This is a genomic window from Aureimonas altamirensis (assembly GCF_001463885.1).
GTDB classification, from domain to species: Bacteria; Pseudomonadota; Alphaproteobacteria; order Rhizobiales; family Rhizobiaceae; genus Aureimonas; species Aureimonas altamirensis.
In genome coordinates, this window is sequence record NZ_BBWQ01000022.1 from 126,352 (window position 1) to 144,386 (window position 18,035).

The 18,035-nt window shown below is 65.8% G+C and carries 16 protein-coding genes; 10 read left to right on the forward strand and 6 right to left on the reverse strand.

The annotated features are described in order from the left end of the window. Positions 1-59: 59 nt before the first annotated feature. The 5 genes from AUL31_RS17215 to AUL31_RS17235 all read right to left on the reverse strand — a co-directional run bounded on the left by AUL31_RS17215 (position 60) and on the right by AUL31_RS17235 (position 6,481). The gene (locus tag AUL31_RS17215) at positions 60-1,172 is read right to left on the reverse strand and encodes an S-(hydroxymethyl)glutathione dehydrogenase/class III alcohol dehydrogenase (protein ID WP_039194858.1); all 1,113 of its coding nucleotides are present in this window, start codon (positions 1,170-1,172) and stop codon (positions 60-62) included. 116 nt (positions 1,173-1,288) lie between these two features. After that, positions 1,289-2,542: a c-type cytochrome gene (locus AUL31_RS17220; RefSeq protein WP_060609342.1), complete on the reverse strand. Its 1,254-nt coding sequence runs from the start codon at positions 2,540-2,542 to the stop codon at positions 1,289-1,291. Further along, positions 2,539-2,916 (reverse strand): hypothetical protein, encoded by a 378-nt coding sequence (locus AUL31_RS17225; protein ID WP_060609345.1) that lies wholly within the window; start codon positions 2,914-2,916, stop codon positions 2,539-2,541. Before AUL31_RS17225 ends, AUL31_RS17220 begins: the two co-directional genes overlap by 4 nt. After that, positions 2,916-5,471 carry a cytochrome c oxidase subunit I gene (gene ctaD / locus AUL31_RS17230; RefSeq protein WP_409359982.1) on the reverse strand — a complete coding sequence of 852 codons (2,556 nt, stop codon included), beginning with the start codon at positions 5,469-5,471 and terminating at the stop codon, positions 2,916-2,918. Before ctaD ends, AUL31_RS17225 begins: the two co-directional genes overlap by 1 nt. Next, complete coding sequence (locus AUL31_RS17235; RefSeq protein ID WP_060609350.1) at positions 5,468-6,481, reverse strand: cytochrome c oxidase subunit II; 1,014 nt, start codon at positions 6,479-6,481, stop codon at positions 5,468-5,470. The genes ctaD and AUL31_RS17235 overlap by 4 nt, the downstream gene beginning before the upstream one ends. Before the next feature lie 197 nt (positions 6,482-6,678). Between AUL31_RS17235 and AUL31_RS17240 the strand changes: the two genes are divergently transcribed. The 7 genes from AUL31_RS17240 (at position 6,679) to AUL31_RS17270 (ending at position 12,091) form a co-directional block, all read left to right on the forward strand. Then, positions 6,679-7,707, forward strand: coding sequence for a LacI family DNA-binding transcriptional regulator (locus AUL31_RS17240; protein ID WP_060609353.1), 1,029 nt, complete (start codon positions 6,679-6,681; stop codon positions 7,705-7,707). A gap of 95 nt (positions 7,708-7,802) precedes the next feature. Beyond that, positions 7,803-8,471 (forward strand): amino acid ABC transporter permease, encoded by a 669-nt coding sequence (locus tag AUL31_RS17245; RefSeq protein WP_060609356.1) that lies wholly within the window; start codon positions 7,803-7,805, stop codon positions 8,469-8,471. A 13-nt stretch (positions 8,472-8,484) separates the two neighbouring features. Next, complete coding sequence (locus AUL31_RS17250; protein ID WP_060609359.1) at positions 8,485-9,141, forward strand: amino acid ABC transporter permease; 657 nt, start codon at positions 8,485-8,487, stop codon at positions 9,139-9,141. Positions 9,142-9,199: 58 nt separating this feature from the next. Beyond that, complete coding sequence (locus AUL31_RS17255) at positions 9,200-10,003, forward strand: transporter substrate-binding domain-containing protein (RefSeq protein WP_060609362.1); 804 nt, start codon at positions 9,200-9,202, stop codon at positions 10,001-10,003. Between the two features lie 32 nt (positions 10,004-10,035). Continuing rightward, positions 10,036-10,797, forward strand: a complete 762-nt coding sequence (locus AUL31_RS17260; protein ID WP_060609501.1) for an amino acid ABC transporter ATP-binding protein — start codon at positions 10,036-10,038, stop codon at positions 10,795-10,797. 8 nt (positions 10,798-10,805) lie between these two features. Beyond that, positions 10,806-11,777, forward strand: coding sequence for a 2-hydroxyacid dehydrogenase (locus tag AUL31_RS17265; protein ID WP_143190280.1), 972 nt, complete (start codon positions 10,806-10,808; stop codon positions 11,775-11,777). Beyond that, positions 11,774-12,091, forward strand: coding sequence for a hypothetical protein (locus AUL31_RS17270; RefSeq protein WP_060609365.1), 318 nt, complete (start codon positions 11,774-11,776; stop codon positions 12,089-12,091). The genes AUL31_RS17265 and AUL31_RS17270 overlap by 4 nt, the downstream gene beginning before the upstream one ends. A gap of 36 nt (positions 12,092-12,127) precedes the next feature. On the opposite strand, the gene AUL31_RS17275 is transcribed toward AUL31_RS17270, so the two are convergent. Beyond that, positions 12,128-14,533 (reverse strand): phosphoketolase family protein, encoded by a 2,406-nt coding sequence (locus AUL31_RS17275; RefSeq protein ID WP_060609368.1) that lies wholly within the window; start codon positions 14,531-14,533, stop codon positions 12,128-12,130. A gap of 107 nt (positions 14,534-14,640) precedes the next feature. Between AUL31_RS17275 and AUL31_RS17280 the strand changes: the two genes are divergently transcribed. The 3 genes from AUL31_RS17280 to AUL31_RS17290 are packed head-to-tail and all read left to right on the forward strand — an operon-like array spanning position 14,641 to position 18,030. Next, on the forward strand, positions 14,641-15,267 hold the full coding sequence (locus AUL31_RS17280; protein WP_244489448.1) for a TetR/AcrR family transcriptional regulator: 627 nt from the start codon (positions 14,641-14,643) through the stop codon (positions 15,265-15,267). Next, on the forward strand, positions 15,260-16,423 hold the full coding sequence (locus tag AUL31_RS17285; RefSeq protein WP_060609377.1) for an isovaleryl-CoA dehydrogenase: 1,164 nt from the start codon (positions 15,260-15,262) through the stop codon (positions 16,421-16,423). Before AUL31_RS17280 ends, AUL31_RS17285 begins: the two co-directional genes overlap by 8 nt. After that, positions 16,423-18,030 (forward strand): carboxyl transferase domain-containing protein, encoded by a 1,608-nt coding sequence (locus AUL31_RS17290; protein WP_060609379.1) that lies wholly within the window; start codon positions 16,423-16,425, stop codon positions 18,028-18,030. Before AUL31_RS17285 ends, AUL31_RS17290 begins: the two co-directional genes overlap by 1 nt. Positions 18,031-18,035 lie beyond the last annotated feature (5 nt).

Here is an 18,035-nt window from a genome sequence, read left to right on the forward strand (position 1 = left end):
CTCGTCTGTCGTTTCCGTGAAATTGGGCCCGGCCGGCAAGCGGCGGCCGGGCCAGACCGTCAATATAGGACGACGGAACGGATCGACTTGCCCTCGTGCATCAAATCGAAGGCAGTGTTGATTTCGTCCAGCGGCATGGTGTGGGTGATCAGGTCGTCGATATTGATCTTGCCCTCCATGTACCAGTCCACGATCTTCGGCACATCGGTGCGGCCGCGCGCGCCACCGAAGGCCGTGCCTTTCCAGACACGGCCGGTAACGAGCTGGAAGGGCCGCGTCGCGACTTCCTTGCCGGCCTCGGCCACGCCGATGATGATCGATTCGCCCCAGCCGCGATGGCAGCACTCCAGCGCCTGGCGCATCACATTGACGTTGCCCGTCGCGTCGAACGAGAAGTCCGCGCCGCCATCGGTAAGGTCCTGGATGGCCTGCACCACCTTGTCGTTGCCGATTTCGGCCGGGTTGACGAAGTGCGTCATGCCGAACTTGCGTGCCATCTCTTCCTTGCCGGGATTGATGTCCACGCCGATGATGCGGTCCGCACCCACCATGCGGGCGGCCTGCAGCACGTTGAGGCCGATACCGCCGAGCCCGAACACCACCACATTGGCGCCCGGCCACACCTTGGCCGTGTAGATGACGGCCCCGATGCCGGTGGTGACGCCGCAGCCGATGTAGCAGATCTTGTCGAAGGGCGCGTCCTCGCGCACCTTCGCAACGGCGATCTCGGGCAGCACGGTGAAATTGGAGAAGGTCGAGCAGCCCATGTAATGGAACACTTCGCCGCCATGGCAGGCGAAGCGCGACGTGCCGTCCGGCATGACGCCCTGCCCCTGCGTGGCGCGGATGGACGTGCACAGGTTGGAGCGGCGCGACAGGCACGTCTTGCACTGCCGACACTCGGGCGTATAGAGCGGAATCACATGGTCGCCCGGCTTGACGCTGGTGACGCCGGCGCCCACCTCGCGCACGATACCGGCGCCCTCGTGCCCCAGGATCGCGGGAAACTTGCCTTCGGAATCCAGCCCCGACAGCGTATAGGCATCGGTATGGCAGACGCCTGTCGCCATGATCTCGACAAGCACCTCGCCGGGCCGTGGCCCACCGATCTCGACGGTTTCGATGGTCAGGGGCTTGTTGGCTTCCCAGGCAACGGCGGCGCGTGACTGCATTCGGGCGATCCTCATTCATGGATGGTCCGGGCGGGGCAGTCCCTGCCGTTCGCCCTTCAACTGAAGGGATAGCTGATTCGACCCGGCCCGCGCCACCGTGGCGCGCCTGAATTTCGTCAGCGAGCCGCCGGCTGCAGCGCATACCACAGCGACACCGCGTCGATCTGCTCCTGCGTCATGGATACGGCGATGGGCTCCATCACATGCGCATGCGGCCCCCCGTCCCGGTCGCGGTGCTTCCACAGCTGCAACTGCGCGGCCAGGTACCACTCCGGCTGTCCGGACAGATACGGATAGTTGGGGTTGGCGGCGCGCGCCGCAGCGCCATGGCAGGATTGGCAGGCGGCGATCTTGCGGTCGGGCAGGCCGGCTTCGGCGATCGTCCGCCCCAGCTCGGCCAAACCTTCCGCCTCGTAGGGTGGGCCGAAGGCGGAGGCGATATGCACGGTGTCGTCGGTGAGCTGCACTTCCAGCGTGCGGTCCGCCGCGACGCTGCCGCGCGGCAGACGGGCCTTGCCCTCTTCGCCGACCGTTGCACCGAAGGGCCTGTCGAAGGAGGCGGCACCGTCCCGCGCGGGCGGGGTCTGGTCCGCATACCATTCGGCCAGCCGCGCCAGCATCGCATCGTCGTGGATGCTGGCTGCCGGTTGCATGATGCCGCTTTCGCGGCTGCCGACGGCAAACGCCTTGAGATTGGCCAGAAGATAGGCCGGAGACTGGCCCGCGATCACCGGCACCGAGCCGGCCGGCGGCTGCCCCGCGCCATCCATGCCATGGCAGCGCGCGCAGCCGGCCAGCGCGGTTTCGAACGGGTCGTCGCCAAGCCCCGTACCGGCAAATGGCCCTTCGCCGAAGGCGAGCGCCCGGTAGCTGGCTTCGTCCAGCGTCGGAAGCGTCCGCAGGAAGGCCACCATGGCCCAGACCTCGTCGGGGCGCGACTGCGTGGTCCATGCGGGCATGCCGGAATATTTGATGCCGTGCCGGACGATCCAGAACAGTTCGCGGTCGCGCCACGTGCCGATCTTGTCGCCCAGAGGCGGGGGTGGCGGCATCATCGCGGTCATGGCAGCGGATTGAGGCTCTCCCGGCGCGCCATGGCAGGCGACGCAATTTGTCTGGAAATGCCCGGCCCCGCGCCGCACCAGCGCCGGGTCCGACAGGCTGACGCCCTCCGGAACCTTGATACCGATGGACTGCGTGTCCACGGCATTGCCCATCGTCCAATGCAGGAACCAGCCCACGGGCGCGTAATGGCCGGTATTGGCCGCAATGGACACGAATCCCGACCACCCTACGGCCAGCGCGGCGATGCCCGCAGCGATGCAGGCCAGGAACAGGCGCTTCCATGTCAGGGTTACGGACAGTTTCATCGGCAATCCACGATCATCAGGGCCGGCAGCGCAGTGAAGACGACCCCCAGAAAGGACAGGCCCGCCAGCAGGAAGGACGAGAACTCCAGGAAGCGTTCGCGCACCTCGGCCGAGTCGCCGTCATGCGGCACGGACCCGCCATTGGCACGCCATTCCGAGATCGCCCGCCAGCCGATGACGCCGCAGGCGCAAAGCGCCGCAACGGTCAGAACGAGGATCAGCACCCGGACGCCGCCGATGGGCTCGAAAACGGCGACATTGGGTGCGCATTGCCACGCCGCCGCCACGTAGCAGACCAGAAAGTGCACCGCCCAGATGGTGGGCGTTGCGATCAGCGTCCAGAGATTGTCGCGCGTGCGGTTGCTGACGGCCATCAGGCGGCTCCTGCGGCAAGCGGCACGAGCACCAGCGTCGCCACGGTAATCAGCGCCGTTGCCGCCAGGAAGTGGAAATACAGGCGGACATTGGCAAGGTCGATGTCGTAGCGCGGCGTCAGGCGGCCCGTCAGCGTGCCGGCCAGGCAGAACCCAAGCATCAGCGCCCCAACCGCGCCGTGCAGCGCCGTCCAGATGGCCAGCAACCAGACGATGGCCGGATAGACATGGGCGCGCGGCGCCATGCCGGTGACGTACGGCCCGTAGAGCAGCGCGGCCGAAGCGGCCAGCACCAGCACGATGCCGGCAGCCAGAAGCACACGGGCCGTCGATACCGCGCCGGCCCGCAGCCGCAGATGCGACAGGATCGCCGCGCCGAAGGCCATCAGGAATAACGCCAGCGAAACGCCCGGCCATACCGCGCCCGGCCCTTCCAGCTCCGGCCCGGGAAACCGCTCGTGGATGGTCACATAGAAGAAATAACCGAAGACCAGCGACAGGAAGGCCGTCATGTCGCCCAGCATGGTGATGAACATCGCCCACCACGAAACGGACTGCGGACCAGAGACGTAGATGGGCAGGGAGAGGCCCAGCCCGACATCCTTTTCTTCCTTTTCCGGGATGACGCTGGTGGCGCGCCACAGCCAGTGGATGATGGCGGCGACGGCCAGGAACAGCGTGCCGAACATCCACCACCACCAATGAAAGGTGGCTGCGATGAAGCAAGCGCCGAGGAAACCGGCAGCGATCATCGGCACGAAGGACGGCCCGGGGACGCGCAGGCACTGGACCGGCTCCGCATCGAGCACGGTGGTCACGATGGTCTCGCGTTTCCCCTCCTCTGCGTCGGGAAGGTAGAAGCGGCCCTTGTCGATATCGTCGATAAAGTTCGGCTGGTCCCAGATGGGGTAGCGCGACGAGATGATGGGAACGGACCGGACACCCCAGGGCTGGTCCGGCACTTCGCCCGCCCATTCCAGCGTGCCGGCGTTCCAGACGTTGCGGTCGGCCAGCGGCCCCTTGCGCGGACGCAGGACGTCGGCGACGACGATAAGGAAGCCGGCCGCGAAGACGAAGGCGCCGATCGTGGAGACGAGGTTCGGAAGATCGAGGTTGATCCCGGCCGGATAGGTCCAGATGCGGCGGGGCATGCCGATCAGGCCCGAAAGATGCATGGGGAAGAAGGCCGTATTGAAGCCGATGAACATCAGCCAGAAGGCCCATTTGCCGGCGCGCGTCGACAGGCGGCGCGACGAGACGATGGGCCAGTAATAATAAAGGCCGGCGAGGATGGGAAAGAGAACACCGCCGATGATGACGTAATGCAGGTGGGCCACGATGAAATAGGTGTCGTGCGCCTGCCAGTCGAAGGGGGCCAACGCCACCATGACGCCGGTAAGCCCGCCCAGTACGAACACGGCCAGCGAGCCGGACACGAACAGCATGGGCACGCTGTAGATGACGCGCCCCGTCAGGCAGGTGGCAAGGAAGACGAAGATCTGCACGCCGGTCGGAATGGCCACCGCTTCGGAGGCGGCGGAGAAGAAGCCGAGCGAGATGGCCGGCAGGCCGGTGGTGAACATGTGGTGCGCCCACAGCCCGAAGGACAGAAAGCCCGTGCCCACCGCCGCCAGCACGATCCACGAATAGCCGAGCAGCGGCCGCTGCGCGAATGTAGGGATGATCATCGCGAAGAGCGCGATGGACGGCAGGAAGATGATGTAGACCTCCGGATGTCCGAAGATCCAGAACAGGTGCTGCCACAGAAGCGGGTCGCCGCCGCGCTCCGGGTCGAAGAAGGGCCAGTCGAACAGGCGCTCCATCTCGAACAGGATGTCGCCGGCGATCAGCGGCGGAAAGGCGAAAAGGATCATCGCCGCCACCACCAGAACGTACCAGGCATAGGGCGGCATCAGATTGAGCCGCATGCCCGGCGGGCGGCATTTGAGGGTACCGACGATCAGTTCCACAGCCGCGGCGATGGACGCCACCTCGATGAAGGATAGTCCGAGCAGCCAGATATCCGCGCCATAGCCCGGCGTGAACCGCTCCTGGGTGGTCAGCGGCGGATACATGAACCAGCCCGAATCCGGTGCGGAGTCGAAGAAGATCGAGCCGCAGACGAAGATACCGCCGATCAGGAAGCACCAGTAGCCGAAGGCCGACAGGCGCGGAAACGGCAGGTCCCGGGCGCCCAGCATCTGCGGCAGCAGGATGATCGCCACCGCCTCGAAGATCGGCACCGCGAACAGGAACATCATCACCGTTCCGTGCAGCGTATAGACCTGGTTGTAGAAGGTCGCCGTCAGGAAGTCGTTGTCCGGCACGGCAAGCTGAACCCGGATCATCAGGCCCAGCACGCCGGCGAACAGCAGGAAGGCGAAGGCCGTAGCCGTATACCAGACACCGACCGTCGTATTGTTGACGTCGGACCAGTAGCGCCAGCCGGGGGGCGTCTCCCAGGTCGCGATCAGGCGCTTTTCCTGGCCCTTGCGGACGTCCGGATCGTTCTGGTCGCGTGTCGAGGCAGGCGGGATGGCCGTTGTATCGCTCACTTCAGCCCCTCCAGCCATTCTGCGATAGCCGCCACCTCGCCCTGCGGAATCATGCCGAAGGCCGGCATCTCCACGCCTTGCTTGACATGGCCCGGCGCCGCGATGAAGGCGGCAAGATTGGCCGCGCTCATGTCGAGTGTCCCCGCGCCCAGCATGCGGCGTCCGCCGACATGGGTCAGGTCCGGCCCCACGCCGCCCTCGGCCTGCGTGCCGCGCACCGCGTGACAGGCGCCGCATCCATTGGCCATGAAGGCATCCCGCCCGGGAGCCGGCGACGCATCCGCCGGACGGCTCTGGGCCTCGACATAGGCGGCGAAGGCCTCCTTCGAGACGACCCTCACGCGAAACGCCATCTGGGCATGGGCCGTCCCGCAGAACTCGGCGCAGACGCCGTTGAAGACGCCTTCGCGTGTCGGCTCCAGCACCAGTCGGTTGACCCGGCCGGGAATCATGTCGACCTTGCCGCCGAGGGCCGGCACCCAGAAGGAGTGGATCACATCCGGGCTGCCGAGAAGCAGTTCGGTCCGCACGCCGGCCGGCAGCCACAACTCGTTGGCGCTTTCGACGCCTGCGCGCGGCAAGGCGCGCTGCACGCCCGGCTCGGCGGGCGTATCGTAGAAGATGCGCCACCAGAAGCGCTCCCCCGAAACGGCGATCCGCATACCCTCGCCCTCGCGCCGCAGTTCCGGCATCAGCCAAAGGCCGAAGGCGAGCAGCAGGGTCAGGGTCACGACGGGAAAGGCGACGCCGCCCCACACGATCAGTCGGACGCCGGCGCGTTCATGATGCGCGCCGGGATGCGCCCGCGTGGCGTAGATGCTGATGCCCATGACGAAGAGCCAGATCAGCACGGCGCCACCCAGCATCCAGAAGAACAGGGTGTTGACGGCAGCGGACTCGGTTCCGGCGGACAGGAAGGTCGATTGCGGGCTGCCGCAGCCGCCAAGGCCCGTCAGCATGGCGCCCGTCAGCGCGCAGACTCCCAGTGTGTACCGTCGCTGTTTTGGCATGCGCGCCCGATGATCCCCGTCTTGTGATCTGAAGATAGCGCCAGGTCACGATCCGGCGAGATGCTGGAATGGTTCAAGGCCGTCTGTGTGGTGGACAAGCTTGAAATCGACTTTACCTGCCAGCGGCGAAGCGTATGATTGGATCGATCCAACCGCGTGGCGGAATGCCGCCGGTCCCATCGTTCGGGAGGCGACGGGTGAGTGAAAAATCCAAGGCAGGGCGCGTTCCGACGCTTGTCGATGTCGCCGCCGAGGCTGGCGTATCGCGCGCGACGGCGTCGCTTGTGCTGCGCGGCAGCAAGGCGATCACGCCCGCCACGCGCAGCCGTGTCGAGGCGGCGATGCAAGCCCTCGGCTATGTCTACAATCGCAACGCCGCAAGGCTGCGCGCGCACAGTACGCAGACCGTCGGCGTCATCCTGCCCAACCTGACCAATCCGTTTTTCGCAACCCTTCTGGCGGGCGTGGAATCGCAGGTCGAGCCGGAAGGCTTTTCCGTCCTTCTCGGTAATTGCAACGAAGATCCCGATCGGCAGGACCTCTTCGTCAACCGCATGCGGGAAAACGGCGTCGACGGCTTCATCGTCTGCCCCGCCGACAGGACCGAGCGCGCTTCCCTGCAACGATTGACCGCCAATGCCATCCCTCTGGTGCAGATATTGCGCAGGGTGGACGGGGCGGACAGCGATTTTGCCGGGGTCGACTTCATGGCGTTGACGGCGGATGTCGTCCAACGGCTGGTTGCCCTTGGCCACAGGCGCATCGCCTTCGTCTCGGGCAACATGGATCACAGCGTACAGCGCGAGCGCATACAAGGGTTCCGCGCCGGCATGAAGGCGGCCGGACTGGACGCTTCCCTCGTCATATCCATTCCACTCACGCATGCGGACGGGCGCGCCAGCGCCCCCTTCCTGATGCATCGCGCAACGCCGCCGACGGCCATCCTGTGCTTCAACGACGTGGTTGCGCTGGGCCTGCATCGCGGGCTGCAGGATCTCGGCCTTTCCATCGGCCACGACGTGTCGCTGGTCGGGATCGACAATGTCGCCGAATGCGACCTGATGGTTCCAGGCCTTGCCTCGGTGGAAACCGCGCCCTTCCGCATCGGCGCCGCTGCGGGCGAACTCTTCCTGCGGCGTCTTGCCGCGCCGGAAGCCCCCACGAGTGCCCGGTTCGAGGAGACGGCATTCGTGTCGCGGCCATCCTGCGGACCGGCCGCGTCTTGACGACAGCCAGAAAACTTCGTTAGATCGATCTAACGAAGTGATGGCCGGCGCGGTTGGGAGACTGCATATTGGCTGGCATCACTGGGGAGGCCACGGTGTATCAGCTCAATTTCGCGCCCGTATTCGACAACATGGACCGGCTTCTGGCCGGCGCCTGGACCACAGTGCAATTGTCCTTTTCGGCAATGGTGATCGGCCTGGTGCTGTCCATCGCCTGCGCTATCGGCAAGCTGGCCGGGCCGCGCCCGCTGCGATGGGTGATCGACCTCTACATCGAAATCATCCGCAATACGCCGTTCCTGGTCCAGATCTTCTTCATCTATTTCGCCCTGCCATCGCTGGGCATCCGTTTCTCTCCCAATACGGCGGCGCTGGTAGCACTGGTGGTCAATGTCGGCGCCTATGCCACGGAGATCATCCGGGCCGGCATCGAATCCATCCAGAAGGGGCAGGTCGAAGCCGGCGTTGCGCTGGGGCTCTCGCGCCCGCAGATCTTCCGCTACATCATCATCAAGCCGGCCCTGCGCACGGTCTATCCCGCGCTGACCAGCCAGTTCATCTATTTGATGCTGAACACCAGCGTCGTCTCCGTCATCTCGGCGACGGATCTTGCGGCGGCGGGCAACGACATCCAGTCGCAGACCTTTACCGCCTTCGAGGTCTACCTGGTGATCACCGGTATCTACCTGCTGTTGTCGCTGGCCTTTTCGGGGCTGTTCAGCGTCGTGCAGCGCCTTGCCTTCAACTATCCGCTGAGCCGCTGAGGAGGACGCAGCCATGATCCGCCCCTTCGGCATCAACGAAGCCTGGTTCATCTTCACCGCCATCGAGTGGACGCTTGCGCTGTCTGCCGTCGCCTTTGCGGGCGGGGCCGTCGGCGGGCTGCTCGTGGCACTGGCGCGCGTGTCCAAAAGCCGCCTTTTGAATGTTCCGGCGCTGGCCTTCATCCGGCTGTTTCAGGGCACGCCGCTGCTCATGCAGCTCTTCCTCACCTATTTCGGCCTGCGCATGCTGGGCCTCGGCCTTGGCCCTTGGACGGCCGCTGCGATCGCGCTGACGCTTCACGCCTCCGCCTTCCTGGGGGAAATCTGGCGCGGCTGCATCGAGGCCGTGCCGGAAGGGCAGAGCGAGGCGAGCTGGGCGCTCGGCCTGTCCTACTTCGACAGGATGCAATCGGTGGTGCTGCCACAGGCGGCGCGTATTGCGGTGGCTCCCACCGTCGGCTTCCTGGTGCAGCTCATCAAGGGTACGTCGCTGGCCTCCATCATCGGCTTCGTCGAGTTGATGCGCGCCGGACAGATCGTCAACAACGCGACCTTCTCGCCCTTCAAGGTCTACGGGCTCGTCGCGCTCATCTATTTCTTCCTGTGCTGGCCGCTGTCAATTCTCGCGCGGCGCATGGAAGGGCGCTACGCCGCCATGGCCAAGCGCTGACCCATACCAGTCGGGCCCGGCAGGCGCCGGGCCGAACCAACAACCCGGGAGGTACCTCATGAACACGGTCGCAAGGGCTTTCGCAGCCGGCTTTACGGCGCTGATCGCATGCACAACCGCATTGGCGCCGGCCAAGGCGCAGACGGTGGAAGAGATCAAGCAGCGCGGCGCCGTCAATATCGGCATGCTGGTGGATTTCCCGCCCTTCGGCATCCTGGACCTCAACGGCCAGCCCGACGGCTACGACGCCGACGTGTCCAAGCTTCTGGCGGAAGACCTCGGCGTGGACGTGAACATCGTTCCGGTGACGGGGCCGAACCGCATTCCCTATCTTCTGTCGGGGCAGGTCGACGTGCTGGTCGCCTCGCTCGGCATTTCGCCCGAGCGCGCGCAGCAGGTCGATTTCTCGCAGCCTTACGCCGGCATCGAGATCTTCGTCTTCGGCGACAAGGACGTCGCGGTGGCGGATGCCGCGGCCCTGACCGGCAAGAATATCGGCGTTGCCCGCGCCTCGACGCAGGATGTCGCGGTGACGGCCATCGCGCCCGAGGGCACCACGATCCAGCGTTTCGATGACGATGCGTCCGCCGTACAGGCCCTTCTGTCGGGGCAGGTGCCGCTGATCGGCGTGTCCAATGTCGTGATCGCCCAGATCCAGCAGACGGCGCCCGACCGCTTCGACGAGAAGTTCAGCCTGCGCCAGCAGGTGCAGGGCATCGCCACCCGCAAGGGGTCGGACGAATTCCTCGCCTATGTGAACGACTTCATCAAGCGCAAGAAGGAAGACGGCTCGTTGAACGAGATCCACGAGAAGTGGCTCCAGCAGCCTCTGCCCGACTTCATCGCGCAGGCTTCGGAGTAATCGTGGCGGTTGCCGCCGGGGAGGATCGGATCATGACTGACGAAAGCGGCCCGGACACCGCCTCCCAGGCGGTCGTCATGGAGCAAGTGGAAAAATACTACGGCGATTTCCACGCCCTGAAGAACATCAACCTCGATGTCGCCAAGGGCGAGAAGATCGTGTTGTGCGGCCCTTCCGGATCGGGCAAGTCGACGCTCATCCGGTGCATCAACCAGCTCGAGCCCGTGCGCTCCGGACGGATCGTGGTGGACGGGATCGAGCTGACCGCCGGCCCTAAGAACGTCGAGGCCATCCGCCGCGACGTCGGCATGGTGTTCCAGCAGTTCAATCTGTTTCCGCACATGACGGTCCTGGAAAACTGCATCCTCGCGCCGATGAAGGTGCGCGGCACCAAGCGTGCCGAGGCAGAGGAAATCGCCCGCAAATACCTGGCGCGGGTGCGCATTCCGGAGCAGGCCGACAAATATCCGGCGCAGCTTTCCGGCGGGCAGCAGCAGCGCGTGGCCATTGCCCGCGCGCTGTGCATGAACCCGCGCATCATGCTGTTCGACGAGCCCACATCCGCCCTCGACCCGGAGATGGTCAAGGAGGTGCTGGACACGATGATCGACCTTGCCAACGAAGGCATGACGATGCTCTGCGTCACGCACGAGATGGGCTTCGCGCGGCAGGTGGCCGACCGCATCATCTTCATGGACAAGGGCGAGATCGTCGAGATCGGCACACCGGGCACGTTCTTCGACAACCCCCGGGAAGAACGCACCCGCGCCTTCCTCGGCCAGATTTCACACTGAGACCTGCCATGAAACCCGCAATCCTTCTGGTCGAGCCGATGATGGACGCCATCGAGCGCGACCTCGATGCCGCCTACACCGTGCACCGCCTGTACGACGCCGCGCAGCAGTCCCGCATCCAGGCGGACCTCGGCACCATCCGTGCGGCGGTTACCGGCGGCGGCACGGGGCTGTCCGCCGAATGGGTCGCGCGGCTGCCGGCACTCGGCCTTATCGCCATCAATGGCGTCGGAACCGACAAGGTGGACCTTGCCGAAACCGCCCGGCGCGGCATCCACGTGTCGACCACGCCCGGCGTCCTGACCGGCGATGTCGCGGACATGGCGATGGCGCTGCTTCTGGCGGTGATGCGGCGCATCGTGGACGGCGACCGGATGGTGCGGGATGGGCGCTGGGCAGCCGGCGGCCAACTGCCGCTGGGCAGCCGGCTGGGTGGCCGCAAGCTTGCCATCCTGGGCCTCGGGCAGATCGGACGCGCCATTGCCAGGCGTGCCGAGGCTTTCGATGCCGAGATCCTTTACTGGAACCGCTCGCCCGTCGAGACGCCGTCAGGCTGGACCTGCATCGATACGCCGGAGCGGCTTGCCGCCGAGGCCGACATACTGGTTGTCGCCGTCGCCGCGACCCCGCAGACCGAAAGCATCGTTTCAGCCGCCGTGCTGGACGCGCTCGGCCCGAACGGCATCCTCGTCAATGTCGCGCGCGGCAATGTCGTGGATGAAGCGGCGCTGCTCAGCGCCCTGCAGCAAGCGCAGATCGCCGCGGCGGGGCTGGACGTCTTCCGCAACGAACCGACCATCGATCCCGCCTTCGCAAGGCTCGACAACGTCGTGCTGGCACCGCATCAGGGCAGCGCCACCGTTTCCACCCGCGAGGATATGGGCGCGCTGGTGCTGGCAAACCTTGCCGATCATTTTGCCGGACGCACCCCGCGCACCTCGGTCAATGCCGACAGAATCCAGGAGACACATAGCGCATGATCGTCCGCCAGGCGTTTTTTCGCGGCACCATCACACCCGGCCGCGAGGCCGAATTCCGTGCCTTCGTGCTGGATCGGCTCAAGCCGCTGTGGCTGACCTTCCCGGGGATGGCAGATCTTCGCATCCAGTTCGAGACGACGCGTGACGAGGGCGCCGAACCGATCCCGCTGGCGCTGGCAATGGTCTTTCCGGATGCCGAGGCTCTGGCACAGGCGCTGCAGGCGCCTGTCCGTTTCGAAAGCCGAGGCGTGACGGCCGAGCTGATGCAGATGTTCGATGGCCGGATCGAGCACCACGTCTTCGACGCCGCCTGACCGGCGCGCGCCTGGACCGGGAGATTGCTGCCGGGCTCAATCTCCGGTCCGGGCGGCGGTGTCGTACGACCAGCCCCATTGGGTGATCTCCGGCATGTCCTCGCCATATTCGCGCGTGTAGCGCTTGTGCTCTTCCAATTTGCGGTTGAACACCTCCACCGCATCGGCCGCACGTTCGGCCAGGCCCGGCACGCGGCGGATCGCCTCGAGCGCCAGGTGAAACCGGTCCAGCCCGTTCATCACCACCATGTCGAAGGGCGTCGTCGTGGTGCCCTCTTCCACGAAGCCGCGCACATGCATGTTGGCGTGGTTCGTCCGCGCATAGGTGAGGCGATGGATGAGGTAGGGATAGCCGTGATAGGCGAAGATGACCGGCTTATCGGTGGTGAACAGTGCGTCGAAATCCTCGTCGCCGATGCCGTGCGGATGGTCGGACCGGGGTTGCAGCGTCATCAGGTCGACCACGTTGACGACCCGGATCTTCAGATCGGGCACATGCCGGCGCAAAAGGTCCACCGCAGCCATCGACTCCATCGTCGGCACATCGCCGGCCGACGCCATCACCACGTCCGGCTCGCCGCCATCCTCGGTGCCGGCCCAGTCCCATATGCCGATACCCGCCTCGCAATGGCGCACCGCCGCGTCCATGGACAGCCATTGCGGCGCCGGCTGCTTGCCGGCGACGATGACGTTGATGCGGTCGTAGGTCCGCAGGCAGTGATCGGCGACCCACAATAGCGTGTTGGCATCCGGCGGAAGATAGATGCGGACGATATCGGCCTTCTTGTTGGCCACGAGATCGACGAAACCGGGGTCCTGGTGGCTGAACCCGTTATGGTCCTGCCGCCAGACGTGGCTGGTCAGCAGATAGTTCAACGACGAGATCGGTGCGCGCCATTCCAGCTCGCGCGAGACCTTCAGCCATTTGGCATGCTGGTTGAACATCGAATCCACGATGTGGATGAACGCTTCGTAGCACGAGAACAGGCCGTGGCGACCGGTGAGAAGATACCCTTCGAGCCAGCCCTGGCAGCAATGCTCGGACAGGATTTCCATGACCCGGCCGTCCGGCGCCAGATGGACGTCATAGGGCTTCAATTGCTCCATCCAGGCCCGATCCGTCACGTCGAACACGGCGTCCAGCCGGTTGGACGCCGTCTCGTCCGGACCGAACAGGCGGAAATTCTTCGTGTCCGCGTTGAGCCGCGCGACCTCGCGTATGAGCGTGCCCATGACGCGGGTGGCCTCGGCGTTGACCGCGCCCGGCCGCGGAACATCGACGGCAAGGGTGCGGTAGTCCGGCATCGCCAGTTCCTGGCGCAGCCTGCCGCCATTGGCCACGGGGACGGCGCCCATCCGGCGGCCTCCCCGGGGTGCGATCTGCCGCAGTTCGGGCACCAGCCGCCCCGTTTCGTCGAACAGGGTCTGCGGCTCATAGGAGTGCATCCACTGCTCCAGCAGCTTCAAATGTTCCGCATTCTTCTTCACGTTGGACAAGGGAACCTGATGCGAGCGCCAGAAGCCCTCCACCTTCAGCCCGTCCACCTCCTTCGGTCCGGTCCAGCCCTTGGGGCTGCGCAACACGATCATCGGCCAGTGCACGGGGCCCGAGCCGGAGCCGCTGCGCGCCTTTTCGCGGATGCGTGCGATCTCGTCGAAGCATGTATCCAGCGCCGCCGCCATGGCTTGGTGCATGGGGGCGTGCTCCTCGCCGCAGACGAAGATCGGGCGGTAGCCGTGGCCTTCGAATATCCTGGCGATGTCGGCATCGTCCATCCGGCCCATCACGGTGGGATTGGCGATCTTGTAGCCGTTGAGATGCAGGATCGGCAGCACCGCGCCATCGCGGGCCGGGTTCAGGAACCGGGCCGACTGCCACGAACCCGAAAGCGGTCCGGTTTCGGCCTCGCCGTCGCCGACGACGCAGGCCACCACGAGGTCCGGGTTGTCGAAGGCAGCCCCGAAGGCATGCAGAAGCGCGTAGCCGAGTTCGCCGCCCTCATGGATGGAGCCGGGCGTTTCCGGGGCGGCGTGGCTGGGGATGCCGCCCGGAAAGGAGAACTGCCGGAACAGTTTGCGGATGCCGTCTTCGCTTTCCGGGACGTCCGGGTAGATCTCGCTGTAGACACCTTCCAGATAGGTGTTGGCGACCATGCCGGGTCCGCCATGGCCGGGCCCGCAGACATAGAGGATCTCTTCGTCGCGCCGGGCGATGATGCGGTTGAGATGGACATAGATGAAGTTCAGGCCCGGCGTCGTGCCCCAGTGGCCCAGAAGCCGCGCCTTGACGTGGTCGGCCGTAAGCGGCTCCTTCAGCAGCGGATTGTCCAGCAGGTAGATCTGCCCCACCGACAGGTAGTTGGCAGCCCGCCAGTAGCGATCGATCAACGACAGCTCGGCTTCAGAAAGCGTACCGGTTCCGTGCGACGACGTCTGGTCCATGGATCTGTATCCCTTCCGTGTTGCGCATAGACTAAGGCACCGGCCCCGGATTGACAGCCTCGATGCCGCTGATAATATGAACGAACGATCATTTTCTGGCTGCGCGCGTGTCGTATCTGAAGGGGCTCCAGACTGCGTCCACCATCCGCAAAGAGGCCGAGCGCCTGTTCGCGGCGCGCGGTTATGCGGCCGTTTCCATGCGCGACATCGCCGAGGCGGTCGGCATCCGGGTCGGTGGTCTGTACAATCATTTCGCCACCAAGCAGGACATCCTGCGCGACCTTCTCGTGCGGCACATGGACGAGTTGCTTGCGGCGTGGGCGCAGGCAGACCCGTCGGATGCCCCGGCAGCGGCACGGCTGACGGCCTTCGCGCGCTTTCACATCCGCTACCACTTCGAGCGGCCGGACGCCGTCTTCATCGCCTACATGGAACTGCGCAATCTGGAGCCGGCCAATTTTGCCGTGGTCGAGGGCCTGCGGCGCAGCTACGAGGGGCGGCTTCGGGCCATCCTTTCCGAGGGGCGCGGGCTTTTCCAGGTTGCGGACGAGGCCGTCGCGACGCGCGCGCTGATCGCCATGCTGACCGGCGTCACCACATGGTTTCGCCCGGGCGGGCGGCTGAGCATAACGGACATCGAGACGATCTACGTGGATATGGCGCGTCGGAGCGTGGGCCTGCCGGCCCTCTCCGACGACGAAGATACCGTGCGGGAGGACAGTGCACATGTATGAGGGCGGACTGCAATTCGGCCATGGCGAGGATATCGCGGCCCTGCGGGATATGGTGCGGCGCTTTGCGCAGGAGCGGATCGCGCCGCGCGCCGAAGAGATCGACCGCACCAACACCTTTCCCAACGAGCTGTGGGCGGAAATGGGGGCCCTCGGCCTGCTGGGGCTGACGGTCGAGGAAGAGTATGGCGGTTCGGGCCTCGGCTATCTGGCGCATTGCGTGACTGTCGAGGAGATCAGCCGGGCGTCGGCATCCGTGGGCCTGTCCTACGGGGCGCATTCCAACCTGTGTGTCAACCAGATCCGGCGCAACGGCACGGAAGCGCAGAAGCGCAGATACCTGCCGAAGCTGATCAGCGGCGAGCATGTCGGCGCGCTGGCCATGTCGGAAAGCGGCTCGGGATCGGACGTGGTGTCGATGCGGCTGCGCGCCGAGCGGCAAGGCGACGGCTACGTGCTCAACGGCACCAAGATGTGGATCACCAACGGTCCCGACGCATCCACCCTCGTCGTCTATGCGAAGACCGATCCGGAGGCCGGGCCGCGCGGCATCACCGCCTTCCTGATCGAAAAGGGCATGGCGGGGTTTTCCACGGCGCAGAAGCTGGACAAGCTCGGCATGCGCGGGTCCAACACCTGCGAACTCGTCTTCGAGAACTGCACGGTGCCGGCCGAGAACGTGCTGGGCGCCGTCGGCGGCGGGGTCAAGGTTCTGATGAGCGGGCTGGACTACGAGCGCATCGTGCTGGCGGCCGGCCCGCTGGGCATCATGGCCGCCTGCCTCGACATCGTGGTTCCCTATGTCCACGAGCGCAACCAGTTCGGCCAGCCTATCGGCGAGTTCCAGCTCATGCAGGGCAAGCTGGCCGACATGTATGTGACGGCCAACGCGGCCCGTGCCTATGTGTACACGGTGGCGCAGGCGGCCGACCGGGGGGAAACCAGCCGCAAGGATGCCGCCGGCTGCATCCTCTACAGCGCCGAGGCGGCGACGCAGATGGCGCTGCAGGCCATCCAGGCCCTGGGGGGCAACGGCTATATCAACGAATATGCCACGGGCCGCCTGCTGCGCGATGCCAAATTGTACGAGATCGGGGCCGGCACGTCGGAAATACGCCGCATGCTGATCGGCCGCGAATTGTTCAAGGAAAGCGCCTGATGGCCGCCATCGCCTCCACCCTGTCGCCGCGCTCCGCGCCGTTTGCCGCCAACCGGGCGGCGATGGATGGCCAGCTCGACGCCGTCCGGAAACTGGCGGACCGCGTCCTTGCCGGCGGCGGCGAAGCCGCCCGCCAACGCCATGTCGCGCGCGGCAAGCTGCTGCCGCGCGAGCGGGTGGACCGGCTGCTCGATCCGGGTTCCCCTTTCCTGGAAATCGGGCTACTGGCCGCCAACGGCCAGTATGACGACGCCGTGCCCGGCGCCGGGCTGATCTGCGGGGTGGGCCGGGTGTCGGGCCGGCCGACGATGGTGGTCTGCAACGATGCCACCGTAAAGGGCGGCACCTATTATCCGCTGACGGTCAAGAAGCACCTGCGGGCGCAGGAGATCGCATCGGAAAACGACCTGCCATGCGTCTATCTGGTGGATTCCGGCGGCGCGAACCTGCCCAACCAGGACGAGGTGTTTCCCGATCGCGACCATTTCGGCCGCATCTTCTACAACCAGGCCAACCTGTCGGCGCGCGGCCTGAAGCAGGTGGCCGTGGTGATGGGCTCCTGCACGGCCGGCGGGGCCTACATCCCCGCCATGAGCGACGAGACCATCATCGTTCGCGACCAGGGCACCATATTTCTGGCCGGCCCGCCCCTGGTGCGCCAGGCCACCGGCGAGGTCGTTTCCGCCGAAGAGCTCGGCGGCGGCATGACGCATGCCCGGCTGTCGGGCGTCGTCGATCATCTGGCCGAAAACGACGAGCATGCGCTGTCGCTGGCGCGCGCAGCCATCGCGGCGATGAACGGCAGGCCCGGCTGCCATGCCGAGTGCCTGCCGGTGGAAGCACCTTTGTACGATCCGGCCGAGCTGCCCGGCATCGTGCCGGCCGATGCGCGCACGCCCTATGACATACGGGAGGTGATCGCCCGGATCGTCGATGGCTCGCGCTTCGACGAGTTCAAGCGGCTCTACGGCGAGACGCTGGTATGCGGCTTCGCCCATATCCACGGCATGCCGGTCGGCATCCTGGCCAATAACGGGGTGCTTTTCTCGGAAAGCGCCATGAAGGGCGCCCACTTCATCGAATTGTGCTCCCAGCGGAAGATACCGCTGCTGTTTCTGCAGAACATTACCGGATTCATGGTGGGCCGCGCCTATGAGGCAGGCGGCATCGCCAAGCACGGCGCCAAGCTGGTCACCGCGGTGTCCAGCACCGCGGTTCCGAAGATCACGATGATCGTCGGCGGCTCGTACGGCGCGGGCAATTACGGCATGTGCGGGCGCGCCTTTTCGCCTCGCTTCCTGTGGAGCTGGCCCAATGCGCGCATTGCGGTGATGGGCGGCGAGCAGGCGGCCGGCGTGCTGGCCACGGTGCGCCGCGAGGGTCTGGAGCGCAAGGGCCAAAGCTGGAGCGCGGAGGCGGAAGCCGAGTTCAAGCGCCCGACCATCGACCTTTTCGAGCGGCAGAGCCATCCGCTCTACGCCACGTCGCGCCTGTGGGACGACGGCATCGTGGACCCGGCCAAAAGCCGTGACGTGCTTGGCCTGTCGCTGGCGACGGCGCTGAATGCGCCCGTGGCCGATACGCGCTTCGGCCTGTTCCGGATGTGAGGGAG

Coding starts and splice junctions, on each gene's coding strand:
- AUL31_RS17270 (WP_060609365.1), top strand. CDS start 11,774: ATGATCGTCCGCCAGGCGTTTTTTCGCGGCACCATCACACCCGGCCGC.
- AUL31_RS17250 (WP_060609359.1), top strand. CDS start 8,485: ATGATCCGCCCCTTCGGCATCAACGAAGCCTGGTTCATCTTCACCGCC.
- AUL31_RS17290 (WP_060609379.1), top strand. CDS start 16,423: ATGGCCGCCATCGCCTCCACCCTGTCGCCGCGCTCCGCGCCGTTTGCC.
- AUL31_RS17225 (WP_060609345.1), bottom strand. CDS start 2,916: ATGGCCGTCAGCAACCGCACGCGCGACAATCTCTGGACGCTGATCGCA.
- AUL31_RS17275 (WP_060609368.1), bottom strand. CDS start 14,533: ATGGACCAGACGTCGTCGCACGGAACCGGTACGCTTTCTGAAGCCGAG.
- AUL31_RS17235 (WP_060609350.1), bottom strand. CDS start 6,481: ATGCCAAAACAGCGACGGTACACACTGGGAGTCTGCGCGCTGACGGGC.
- AUL31_RS17220 (WP_060609342.1), bottom strand. CDS start 2,542: ATGAAACTGTCCGTAACCCTGACATGGAAGCGCCTGTTCCTGGCCTGC.
- AUL31_RS17285 (WP_060609377.1), top strand. CDS start 15,260: ATGTATGAGGGCGGACTGCAATTCGGCCATGGCGAGGATATCGCGGCC.
- AUL31_RS17215 (WP_039194858.1), bottom strand. CDS start 1,172: ATGCAGTCACGCGCCGCCGTTGCCTGGGAAGCCAACAAGCCCCTGACC.
- AUL31_RS17265 (WP_143190280.1), top strand. CDS start 10,806: ATGAAACCCGCAATCCTTCTGGTCGAGCCGATGATGGACGCCATCGAG.
- AUL31_RS17260 (WP_060609501.1), top strand. CDS start 10,036: ATGACTGACGAAAGCGGCCCGGACACCGCCTCCCAGGCGGTCGTCATG.
- AUL31_RS17255 (WP_060609362.1), top strand. CDS start 9,200: ATGAACACGGTCGCAAGGGCTTTCGCAGCCGGCTTTACGGCGCTGATC.